This is a genomic window from Mucilaginibacter terrae (assembly GCF_031951985.1).
Lineage (GTDB): Bacteria > Bacteroidota > Bacteroidia > Sphingobacteriales > Sphingobacteriaceae > Mucilaginibacter > Mucilaginibacter terrae_A.
The window spans coordinates 5,435,419-5,447,422 of the sequence record NZ_JAVLVU010000001.1 but is presented as its reverse complement, the minus strand read 5'-3'; the positions used below and the strand labels follow the sequence as shown (position 1 = coordinate 5,447,422).

The following is a 12,004-nucleotide window of genomic DNA, read 5'->3' as shown; positions in this document are numbered from 1 at the left end:
AGAATGTAAGTGTGAACTACACAAAATAGCTAACGAACCAAAGCTAATAATAAATGAAATATGATAAAATAAAATCCTCAAGTAAAGGATAGTTTACCATTTTTTAAAAACCACAAAAACGGCCAGTAAAATAAGTCCGAAACCCAAAAAGTGATTCCAGGCAAATTTTTCGGTTTTGAAAAAAACGGTGGTAAATATCATGAATATTATGATGGTAAGTGCCTCTTGTATTACCTTGAGCTGCACTAAACTAAATGGTCCGCCATCCTCCTTAAAACCCGCCCTGTTAGCAGGAACCTGAAAAAGGTATTCGAAAAAAGCCATCCCCCAACTCAGCAATATAATTGAAATAAGCGGGAGATTTTTAGACCATTGAAAATCTTTAAAACGCAAATGCCCGTACCAGGCAAACGTCATAAATGTATTAGAGATAATTAGAAACAGGATAGTTTTAATTCCACGAGCCAGCATAGCAAACTATTTTTGTGGTTCAACACCATTTGCGGTAGTTTGTTGTGGTATGGTAAATCTTTCTTTAGGATTAGCCAAAATGCTGATCACCGGGCCCGCAAATAACAGGTACCAACCCCATTTAAATTTAATTTGATTAGTAAAAAAGCCTGCAATTCCCTTAAAAGGAATAAAGCTAAAAGTGGTATGCACTTTAAACCATGCGGCTATAAATACCAAAGCCACTAACCCCAAACCAATAAATGCTGCAATACGGGCAATTTTAAACTGGCGTAACAGCAAGCAGGCTATACCTACAACGGCCATTAGCAATACCACCATGCCAAATGCCTTTTCCATCGCATACAAATCGAATGTTTTGAGGCCAAAGGCACGCAGCAACGGACAAAAAGTACCGGCCAATAATAAAACAAATCCAAAAAATGATAAAAAGGCTTTAGGTGACATGATATCTTTATTTTAGTCTATGGCCGATAGTCCATAGACCATGGTAATGTTATTTCTTATTCACAAGTTATCGACCAACATTTTCTTCTATGGTCTATCGACAATGGACTATCGACCAAATGTCTACTTCGTAATTTCCATTTTCTCGGCAAAGTGGGCACAGTAGTCGCGCAGGTCTTCTACTATGTTTTTTTCGCCGGTGGCACGTAAAAAACTGTCACCCATGGTTTGCAGAGTTTCAAAAAAGAATTTCTTCATTTCGTCTACCGGCATGTCTTTGGTCCACAGGTCAATGCGCATAGTGTTTTTGTAGTTATGATCCCACAGTGCCAGCATGAAAGATTTTACCGGAACGGCATCTTTATTTTCCGAATCGGTTGATTCCCAGGTAATTTTTTCGGGAACGTTGTTATCGTCAAGGTCAACTATGAGTTTTATTTCGGCTCTTTTCATGAGTAGTTTAAATAGTAGATTTTATTTTACCAGTAAATATATAACGGCCGTGAAGACGATAAAGCTGCCTTCAACCAGCCAAAGGGTTTTCAGTTCTTTAAACAAGTTACGGAAGATCAGATCTAAAAAAGCAGAGCCCACAGCGTAAACCAAAAAAATCAAAGCAATAGCACCCGATAATTGCTGAGGCTGCTTATTAATAATACTGGCAGGCTTAAACAACCAGGTTACCAAAGCCAGCACCAAAAAAAATGCAGTGGCAAAGTTGAGGGGAGTAATTCTGATCTTCATTATTTTCTTTTACGGATGGCTTTGCCGCGGGTGGTTTTAGGCTTACCGTGTTTTTTAGATAGCTGCTGTTTATGGCTTAACTTAGGTGCTTTTTCAACACGCTCCTTTTTTTCGTGGAATGCGCCTTTAAAATCAGGATCATCACGACGCTTTTGCATGTCAATTTCACGGGCTTGCTCCTGGCGCTCCTCGTAAGGTGTTTCCTCATTAAAAACATCGCCGGGCATGCTCAGCACAGGTATTTTTTGGCGAATGAGTTTTTCGATCTTACCCACATAATACTCTTCGGCCGGGTTGCAAAACGTAATGGCCTCGCCACTTTGATAAGCACGACCGGTACGGCCAATACGATGCACGTAATCTTCAATTACAATGGGCACATCAAAGTTTATCACGTGGCTTACATCGCTTACATCAATACCGCGCGATGCCACATCGGTAGCTACCAGTATTTTTATATCATCGTTTTTAAACGAATTGATGGAGTTGATGCGGGTATTTTGCCCTTTATTGGCGTGCAAAACCTTCACCTGCTGATCGTCAAATTTACGCACCAAAAACTTGTAAACATCTTCGGCAGCAACACGGGTTTTAGTAAAAATGATTAGTTTTTTGATCTCCTCATTACGGTCGAGCAGTTTTTTAAGCAGGTTGATCTTCGTTTTAACGTTGGGCACATGGTATATAACCTGCGTAACCGTTTGGGCCGGGGTAGCCTGCGGTGTAACCTCAATTACCGTTGGAAACTCCAAAAAGTTAGCCGACAGCATTTGAATTTTATCAGACATCGTAGCCGAAAACAATAGATTCTGCCTTTTGCGCGGAACCACTTCCAGTATGCGGTTAATTTGCGGCATAAAGCCCATGTCCATCATCTTGTCGGCTTCATCCAGCACCAGTATCTGTAATGCTTTGGTATGAATGTGTCCATCCAAATATAGATCCATGTACCGGCCGGGGGTAGCTACAATAATATCAACACCTTTTTTAAGGTTCTCTATTTGTGTTTTAGGGCCTAAACCACCGTACAATAAAACGGTACGCAAATCGGTATTCGCGGCAAAGCTGCGGATGTTCTCTTCGATTTGCATGGCCAGCTCGCGGGTTGGAGACAGTATCAATGCACGGGCATCATTACCCTGCGCATACTTTAACTTCATGAGTATAGGCAGCACATAGGCGGCGGTTTTACCCGTACCAGTTTGCGCAATACCCATTACATCCTGCCCGTTCAATATAGGCGGAAAAGCTTTTTCCTGAATAGGTGTAGTTTCGGTGTAGCCGGCATCAGCTATGGCATTCAATATTTGCCGGTTAAAATTAAAATCATCAAAAGGTACGCCCATAGCCGGCAAAGATACGGTTTTAGTGATGAAGTGAATTTTTAGATTTCGAAATTCGGATGTTCAATTTCGAAATTGGCATTGGCTTGACAGAAAGATTTTGAATAAAGTGAGTTTTTCAGGTTTCGAATATTCAATTTTTGAATTTGCCATTGTTTGTCAATTCCCCTCTTGAGAGGGGGCGCGTTGGAAAGTGCGATGGCAGGGGTGTGTAATTACGTTTGCTAAGTAATCACTACACAAGTCGGCATAAAATTTCGAAATTGAACATCCGAAATTCGAAATAAAAAAAGGACACCCCCCTCCACCCCTCTCAAGAAGGGAATCGCGCAGGCCTACACTTTTTAACCTCTAAAACCTCTCTCACCCAACAAATAAATTCGAAATTGAACATCCGAAATTCGAAATCCTACGAAATCTGCCCTACCTTTACCCCCATGTCATCTATTCTGATTAAAGCAGCTACTATAGTTAACGAGGGACGCCAGTTTGTGGCCGACGTTTTAGTAAAAGACGGACTTATTGAGCGCATCGATAACAATATTGATGCCCATGCCGATGAAGTGATCAACGCCGAAGGCCTGCACCTGTTGCCGGGCGCCATTGACGACCAGGTTCACTTTCGTGAGCCGGGTTTAACCCAAAAGGCCAATATCTACACCGAAGCCCGCGCAGCCGTGGCCGGGGGCATAACTTCTTTTATGGAGATGCCCAATACCGTGCCCAATACTTTAACGCAACAGCTTTTGCAGGACAAGTATGACATAGCCGCACAAAATTCGCTGGCAAACTACTCCTTTTATATGGGTGCCTCTAACGATAATATTGACGAGGTTTTGCGTACCGATGCCCGTAATGTTTGCGGTGTAAAAGTGTTCATGGGCTCATCAACAGGTAATATGCTGGTTGATAACCCTAAAACGCTGGAAAATCTTTTCTCGAAATCGCCCATGCTAATTGCTACGCATTGTGAGGATGAGCAAACCATTAAAAACAATCTGACTCATTATAAGGAGTTATTGGGAGATGATATTACCGTCGATTATCACCCTAAAATACGCAATACCGAAGCTTGCTACCTGTCATCATCGATGGCAGTTGAGCTGGCTAAAAAGCATGGAGCAAGGTTGCACATTCTGCATATTTCTACCGCAAAAGAAACCGAGCTTTTTGACAACACCATACCATTAAAAGATAAAAAAATAACCGCCGAAGCCTGTGTACATCACCTGTGGTTTAGCGATGCCGATTACGCTACCAAAGGCAACCTTATTAAATGGAACCCGGCCGTTAAATCGGCCGCCGACCGTGATGGCATTTTGAAAGCCGTGCTTGATGGCCGTATAGATGTGCTTGCCACCGACCATGCCCCGCACACTATGGAAGAAAAAGCACAGGCTTACTTGCAGGCACCATCGGGCGGTCCGCTGGTGCAGCATGCTTTACCTGCTTTACTGGCTATGCATCAGCAAGGTAAAATGAGTTTGGAGCAAATAGTGGAAAAAACGGCGCACAATGTGGCTATATGTTTCCAGGTAGAAAAACGCGGCTTTGTACGCGAAGGCTACTGGGCCGATTTGGTACTGGCCGACTTGAACAAGCCCTGGGAAGTAACCAAACAAAACACCTTATATAAATGCGGCTGGAGTCCGTTTGAGGGAACCACTTTCCCGGCAAGTATTACGCACACCATAGTATCGGGCAACCTTATTTACCAAAACGGTAACTTTAACGAGACAATAAAAGGCAAAAGGCTAATTTTTGAGCGATAATTAGTATTTTCAAAAACGCAAATTGCTATTTAATTCCCCTCTTGAGAGGGGGCGCGTAAGGCAAGAGCATTGGCAGGGGTGTGTCATTACGTTTGCTAAGCAATCACTATATAAGTCGGCACAAAATTTCGAAATTGAACATTCGAATTTCGAAATAAAAAAGGACACACCCCTACACCTCTCTAAAAAGAGGAATCGCACAGGCCAACATTTTGCTATTATTACAAGATATACTAACACGCTACCACATACATGTACAATCGTCGTAAATTCATTAAGCTTTCGGCTGCCGGTGCTTCGGTTTCCTTGGTTTCAAAAAATGTTGTTGCTAAAACCCTAACTGCGCCGCAAGCCGGTAACCTGCCCATTGTTATTTCAACATGGGGCTTTGGGGTACAGGCCAACCAGGAAGCATGGAAAACGCTTGTTAAAGGCGGGCGTGCGGTTGATGCGGTTGAAGCCGGCGTTAAAATACCCGAGGCCGATTTAAACAACCATACAGTAGGCCGCTCTGGCTACCCCGACCGCGACGGTCATGTTACGCTTGATGCCTGTATTATGGACGATAAGGGCAATTGCGGATCGGTTGCGGCTATGGAGTACATAGCCCACCCTATAAGTATAGCCCGTTTGGTAATGGAAAAAACCCCGCACGTAATGCTGGTTGGCGAGGGCGCTACGCAATTTGCGGTTGAGCAAGGCTTCAAAAGAGAAAAATTATTGCTGCCCAGCTCCGAAAAAGCATGGAAGGAATGGCTGAAAAAGGCCGAGTATAAACCGGTAATCAACATCGAAAATAAAAAGGGGCTGCCCGGCAACGAGTATAACCACGATACCATTGGTATGCTGGCCATTGACGCACAGGGCAATATATCGGGCGCGTGTACCACCAGCGGTATGGCCTTTAAAATGCATGGCCGTGTGGGCGACAGCCCTATTATTGGCGCGGGTTTGTACGTTGATAACGAGGTGGGCGGCGCAACCGCAACCGGCGTAGGCGAAGAAGTGATACGCAATGTAGGCAGCTTTTTAGTGGTGGAACTGATGCGACAAGGCTACACGCCCGAGGCAGCCTGTAAAGAAGCTGTAATGCGCATAGTTAAAAAGAAGCCCGAAATAGCCAAAGAAATTCAGGTTGGCTTTTTAGCCATCAACAAAAAAGGTGAATACGGCGCATTTGCCCTGCAAAAGGGGTTTAATTTTGCGGTATGTAACAACACCAGCCAAGATTTGCTAATTGACGGCAAATGTTATTACTAAACTTTTGCTTAGTTTATTAATTTATACTACATTTAACGTAAGCAATTGTATTACAGCAACTAATAATTTAACTATCGACTTTTTCAGTCATGAATATAGCTCTTGAGGTTTGTGCCAACTCTGTTGAATCGGCCATTGCGGCCCAAAAAGGCGGCGCCACCCGCATAGAACTTTGCGATAACCTGCACGAAGGGGGCACCACCCCATCTTACGGACAAATAAAGGTTACATTAAGTAAAATTGATATTCCGGTGTATGTGCTGTTAAGGCCCCGCACCGGCGATTTCCTGTATTCGGACGCGGAGTACGATGTAATGAAAGCTAACCTGGAAATGGCTGCTCAATTGGGTTGCCATGCCATAGTTACGGGCATATTGCATGCCAATGGCACTATTGATAAAAAGCGCTGCACCGAACTTGTTCAAATGGCAAAGCGAGCGGGTATGAAAGCCACTTTTCATCGCGCGTTTGATTTATGTGCCGATATGTTTCATGCCCTGGAAGAGATTATTGACATGGGTTTTGACTGCATTTTAACTTCGGGCGGTAAAACCACAGCCATTGAAGGAGCCAGCAAAATAGCTCAGTTAATACAAAAGGCCAATGGCCGTATATGTATTATGCCCGGCGGAGGTGTAAGCGAGTATAACGTGAACGACCTTGTGCATTTTACCGGTGCAACCGAAATTCATTCATCAGCCCGAAAAATTCGTAAAACAGGCATGGAGTTTATGAACGAGAACATACTTTTAGGCCGCAGCGTAGGCAAAGATTACGACATTGACGAAACCGATACCGAACGTGTACGTACCATTATTCAAAAAGCTAATGAGCCGTATCCATTATTAAAAGATACTCAAGGGCAATATCAAAGTTAACCTGTCGCGGCCGTTACCGCCAAATATATCATTATCGAGCAGGCGTGTATAGCGTATACCAAAGGTGATAGCGCTTTGGTTAAACCATTGTGTATCAAAATATAACTCGGCCCCAACGGACCTAAAATCGGCTTTAAACGTGGTGCCGTTGCGGTAAAAATCGGTTCCGTGGGTATAATCATAAAACACGTTTCCGCGTAAGCGCATCAGGTACACCAAATTGCCCACGCCCGCATCGGGGTAAGCCACCGGGAAATGATAGTTAACCCCTACTTTGTATAAACGATACAAATTATCGGCCGTATAACCGCGCGAAAACGGCAGTTGGTTGGAGAACAAACTGTAAGCCCTGTCGCGCCGCTGATGAGCAACATTAAACACCAAACTATGCGTTGAAATCAATCCCGGGAAATAAAATGTACCCGATGCAAGGAATTGATGCGCATTTAAGCTATTGATTGTGTTGCGGTAGCTTAGCGTAATGTTTTGCGCCAACTGCGGGTTAATTAACTGGTAAGGTTTAGCTATTTGATTACTGAATGTAACCGAGTTATTTAAGTAAGTATTGTTAGGCAGCGCATTTTTGAAAGCCTGTTGCTTAACATCATTAATACTATAGTTGATGCTGCTGGTAAAGGTTAAGCGGGTGTAGTTACGGCCACCGGCAAATAACAGGGGCACTTGTATACCAGTTTGCAATTTGGTTTCGTTCCAGTTTACTTCAACTATATTGCGGTTAGCATCAAAACCATAATCGCGACGGTCGAGCGTGTAATCAACCCGGCCAAACAGGTACGGAAAGAACGCACCGTAAATGGTATTGAAACTGAATTGTTTATAACCTTCGTTGCGGTTATAGCCAAAAGAAAGATCGGTTTGCAGGGTATTGAGTATGTTTTCGCCCATAAGGGAAAACGTATAATCAGGATCATCAAAGTAAGGTACCAGGCTATGAAAGTTAAACGGATGCGTAAACTTCGGATATTTTTTTGCATCTGTTGTGGCCGGTATTGTTGAAGCCATTAAGTTGGCACCCGGTTCTTGTTTTAACGAGGCAATATTAAATTCGGGCAGTTGAGGCACAACCGTTACCGGCTTAAACTGCAAACCAGATTTATTGGCCTCGTGCAACTGATAACCATACGCGCTGAAGCTCGTCCAGGCCAGTTTATTAGTGCCGATGGCGGGTTGGTAATTCCCTATATAATTCCGCAACGAATCGCCCTGTAACTCGAACACCTTTTTATCAGGCACACTCACGGCAAACAGCTTATCATCCATACCCGATGTTCCGGTAAAGTAAACCGTGTCTTTTTGTACCACCGGGAAGGCTTTAGGCGCAATACCTTCGGGAGTTAATTCGTTGACCTTGCCGGTTTCTACATCAACCAGTGCAATACTCATACTGCCCGATGGCTTGCGTATCGCCGTCACGATTTCCTTTTCGTTGTAGAACTTAGGGTAGGTATAAAACAAGCCCCCCGGGTTAGGTACTTCTTTAATCAGTTTTCCATCGGTAGCATTTAAAATATGAAGCGCGTATTTGCCCGATGGTTGCACATCAACAGCTACTATACGGCTGTTATCAATGTTAAAGGCCGGGGCAAAGTATTTGGTTTTGTGGGTAAGCCCGTGCTGGCTGCCGGTTTTTACGTCCACAATTTTGAGCTCGTTATATTCGCGGTAAGTCCAGCGGGGGTCGGGGCGGCGCGATGCGTACACAATTTGACCGTTGTTGTAATTAAAATAACCATCAACTGTAAAATCGGCCAGGCGTATCTTCCTTTCGGTATTACCTGCCTTCATCATAAAGGTTGCCCGTTGTTGGTACGATGATTTGCGGTAGATGATGGTGCTATCGTTTACATACACCGGGAACTCCTGGTTGCCGATGAAATGCCGATTGCTTCTATACTGTTTGGTACCTGCTTGTAATTCGGGTGTTAGCAATTGCTGTTTAAAATGAGTGAGCGCGGCGTTACGGAAATCGGTATAGCTCTTGCCCGTGTTACGTTTTACCGCACTTTGAAAAGGGTAAAACAGCGAGCGATAAGCGGCAGCATCATGGTTTACTTTGCGCCATACATCGTTACCATAATTTTCTCTGCCGTAAGCTATCAGCATATAACCCATGGGGTACCAATCGGGTGTATAATCACGGTATGAGCCGTTGCGCAACTTCATCCAACTGTAGTTTTTACCGGCCGCCCATAAGCTGCGGTAACCGTTAAAAAAATAAGGCAACCGGCCACGACCCTGGTTGGTCATATAAGTTTCGTTATACACGGCATCGCCCTCGGCAAACCAGTTGGGTACGGCTATGCCATAAGCTAATGCCTGCCCGCCCTCGCCAAAAATGGCCTTTAAAAAAGCCGTTAAACCCACCACAGAGTTGTTGTACTGCTGCACGTGCCTGAACTCGTGCACAGCCAACTGATCGCCCACGGGCAGGCTACCTAAGGAGAAACTATTTTGTGCAGGCACCAAATAAAACTCGCTACGGAAAGGTGCCAAACCCACATAACCGTTGGTGGTAATCAACTGGTTTTGCAGCACAATATTCACCTTGTTTTGCTTGAAACCAATGGTAGGCCTTGTAATGTGGTTGATATGGTTGATAATACCAGCCAACCGCCTTGCCACCGAATCCATGCCAACGGGGTAAATTACCCGCGCGGCCGAATCATTGACTTGCTTCCATTTAATGGATGGCGGGTTGCCGCCAAATTGCTGTGCATTTGCTCCCAACGCCATCAATACCAGGCCCACCACGGCAAGGCTGCAAAACTTAGGTTTAATCATTATGCGTTGAAATTAAATAGAATTTGTGATTAACGCAATGGGTACTCATCGATACAAAAAGTGTATTAAACCGGGTTTGGCTGATTTGATTTCGAATTTTTCAGATATTTGATTTTTCTTCAAAGGTTTTCAAAAGGGCTTCGCCGTTTCGAATATTCAATTTCGAAATTTGGCTGTATGAATTGGTTGTACCCGGCAAGTGGGATGACACACCCCTGCCACCACTTTTTCCTACGCGCCCCCTCTCAAGAGGGGGAATTTAAATCCCCTGCCCAAACTTTCATAAACTCGAAATTGAACATTCGAATTTCGAAATCAAAAAGCCACACAAGCATGACAAGCCTTACCGTAAAACTACCTACATTTGCCGCTCGTTTAAGCAAGTATTATGGCTAAAGTTTCTATTAACCTGGCAACAGGTTCAATACAAAAAGAAGAAATTATTGTAGGTATAGATTTAGGTACCACCAACTCATTGGTTGCCTTTATTAACCCCGACAAAAACCCGCAGGTGATAAACGATGCCGGTAAAGGTGTGCTGGTACCATCAGTTGTGCACTTTGACCCAACCGGAGGCATCACTGTAGGTAACGAAGCCAAAAACTACCTGCTTACCGATCCGCAAAACACCATATTTTCGGTTAAGCGTTTGCTGGGCCGCTCTTACGGCGATATTGCCAATTATAAAGACTTTTTTTCATACAAGGTTATTGATGATAATACCGAGAGCCTGGTAAAAGTGAAGGTGGGCGACCGCTTTTACACCCCTATCGAACTTTCCGGACTCATCCTTAAAGAACTGAAAGAGCGTGCCGAACATGCACTTAAAACGCCGGTTAATCGCGCGGTAATTACCGTACCTGCTTATTTTAATGATTCGCAGCGCCAGGCCACACGTGATGCCGGTAAACTGGCTGGTTTAGATGTATTGCGCATTGTAAACGAACCCACTGCCGCCAGCTTAGCCTACGGCATAGGCCTCAACCCCGAAGAAACCAAAACCATTGCGGTATACGATTTGGGCGGCGGTACTTTTGATGTATCGATACTGCAAATACAGAACGGAATTTTTGAGGTATTGGCCACCAATGGCGATACCTTTTTAGGCGGCGATGATTTTGACCGCGCCATTTTAGAGTACTGGATAGAAAAGAATCAGCTTAACCGTACCGAACTTGCCGAAAACCGCGAGCTGATGCAGGAATTGCGCTTAAAGGCCGAAGAAGCCAAGAAAGCCTTTGCCCACCAAAGTTTGTTTAACGAAAAGATAGGCGAAATATGGTGCACGCTCGACCGCACAACTTTTGAAGAACTGATTACCCTTAAAGTTGAGCAAACCATTACCGCCTGCGCCAATGCCCTTAAAGATGCCGGTTTAACAACCACTGATATTAACGAGGTAGTTATGGTTGGAGGATCGACCCGTACAGCGCTGGTTAAACGCCGTGTGGCCGAGTATTTTGGCAGGCCTATACATGATGATGTGAACCCTGACGAGGTTGTTGCCTTGGGCGCTGCCATACAAGCCGATGTTTTGGCCGGTAACCGTAAGGATATTTTACTGCTGGATGTTACCCCGCTATCGTTAGGTATTGAAACTATGGGCGGGTTGATGGATGTAATTATTCCGCGCAACTCTAAAGTACCTACTAAGGCTGGTCGCCAATATACAACCTCGGTTGACGGACAGATAAACATGAAAATCTCCGTTTACCAGGGCGAACGCGACTTAGTGAAAGAAAACCGTAAACTGGCCGAATTTGATTTGAAAGGCATCCCCGCTATGCCTGCAGGTTTCCCTAAGGTTGATATTAACTTTTTGCTAAATGCCGATGGTATCTTGAAAGTACAAGCTATTGAGCTACGCTCGGGAACGAAACAGGAAGTTGAGGTTACCCCCGCTTATGGCATTAATGATGAACAAGTTGAGCAAATGCTAATGGACAGTATTACCCACGCTAAAGACGACGTAGCCCAGCGTATGCTGATTGAAGCCCGTACCGAAGGCGAGCAAATGGTATACACCGCCGAACGCTTTGTTGAGAAACACGGCGCACTATTAAGCGTAGCCGAAGTAGCCAGCACCCATCAATATGTAGAAGCCCTTAAAGCAGCCCTCACCAGCGGCGACAAAGACCTCATCCTGAAAAAAGTAGACGAACTGAACGAACTCACCCGCCCCTACGCCGAACGCGTAATGGATCAGGCTATTAGTACAGCGATGAAGGGTAAGAGTGTGGATGAATAACGCAATGCAAAAAAATTTTACAAAAAGCGTTTACCAATA

At 44.4% G+C, this 12,004-nt stretch carries 10 protein-coding genes; 4 read left to right on the top strand and 6 right to left on the bottom strand.

All coding sequences use genetic code 11. The annotated features are described in order from the left end of the window. Positions 1–93: 93 nt before the first annotated feature. From QE417_RS23390 to QE417_RS23370, 5 genes are all read right to left on the bottom strand, one after another. Positions 94–471, bottom strand: coding sequence for a DMT family protein (locus QE417_RS23390; RefSeq protein ID WP_311954465.1), 378 nt, complete (start codon positions 469–471; stop codon positions 94–96). Between the two features lie 6 nt (positions 472–477). Next, positions 478–918 carry a hypothetical protein gene (locus QE417_RS23385; protein ID WP_311954464.1) on the bottom strand — a complete coding sequence of 147 codons (441 nt, stop codon included), beginning with the start codon at positions 916–918 and terminating at the stop codon, positions 478–480. Between the two features lie 123 nt (positions 919–1,041). Next, a complete protein-coding gene (gene gldC, locus QE417_RS23380) occupies positions 1,042–1,371 on the bottom strand; it encodes a gliding motility protein GldC (RefSeq protein WP_311954462.1) in 330 nt (109 codons plus the stop codon). Between the two features lie 21 nt (positions 1,372–1,392). Beyond that, positions 1,393–1,662 carry a hypothetical protein gene (locus tag QE417_RS23375; protein ID WP_311954460.1) on the bottom strand — a complete coding sequence of 90 codons (270 nt, stop codon included), beginning with the start codon at positions 1,660–1,662 and terminating at the stop codon, positions 1,393–1,395. Further along, entirely contained in the window at positions 1,662–3,008 is a 1,347-nt protein-coding gene (locus QE417_RS23370) for a DEAD/DEAH box helicase (protein ID WP_311954459.1), read from the bottom strand. Before QE417_RS23370 ends, QE417_RS23375 begins: the two co-directional genes overlap by 1 nt. Before the next feature lie 434 nt (positions 3,009–3,442). Here QE417_RS23370 and QE417_RS23365 point away from each other — a divergent pair, with 434 nt between their 5' ends. The 3 genes from QE417_RS23365 (at position 3,443) to QE417_RS23355 (ending at position 6,915) form a co-directional block, all read left to right on the top strand. Then, a complete protein-coding gene (locus tag QE417_RS23365) occupies positions 3,443–4,777 on the top strand; it encodes a dihydroorotase (RefSeq protein ID WP_311954457.1) in 1,335 nt (444 codons plus the stop codon). Positions 4,778–5,029: 252 nt separating this feature from the next. Further along, a complete protein-coding gene (locus QE417_RS23360) occupies positions 5,030–6,037 on the top strand; it encodes a N(4)-(beta-N-acetylglucosaminyl)-L-asparaginase (protein WP_311954455.1) in 1,008 nt (335 codons plus the stop codon). Positions 6,038–6,126: 89 nt separating this feature from the next. Next, complete coding sequence (locus QE417_RS23355) at positions 6,127–6,915, top strand: copper homeostasis protein CutC (protein WP_311954452.1); 789 nt, start codon at positions 6,127–6,129, stop codon at positions 6,913–6,915. Here QE417_RS23355 and QE417_RS23350 read toward each other — a convergent pair. Then, a complete protein-coding gene (locus tag QE417_RS23350) occupies positions 6,883–9,717 on the bottom strand; it encodes a hypothetical protein (protein ID WP_311954448.1) in 2,835 nt (944 codons plus the stop codon). The two genes, QE417_RS23355 and QE417_RS23350, sit on opposite strands and share 33 nt — an antisense overlap. Positions 9,718–10,105: 388 nt before the next feature. Between QE417_RS23350 and hscA the strand changes: the two genes are divergently transcribed. Further along, entirely contained in the window at positions 10,106–11,965 is a 1,860-nt protein-coding gene (gene hscA, locus QE417_RS23345) for a Fe-S protein assembly chaperone HscA (protein ID WP_311954446.1), read from the top strand. Positions 11,966–12,004: the final 39 nt, after the last annotated feature.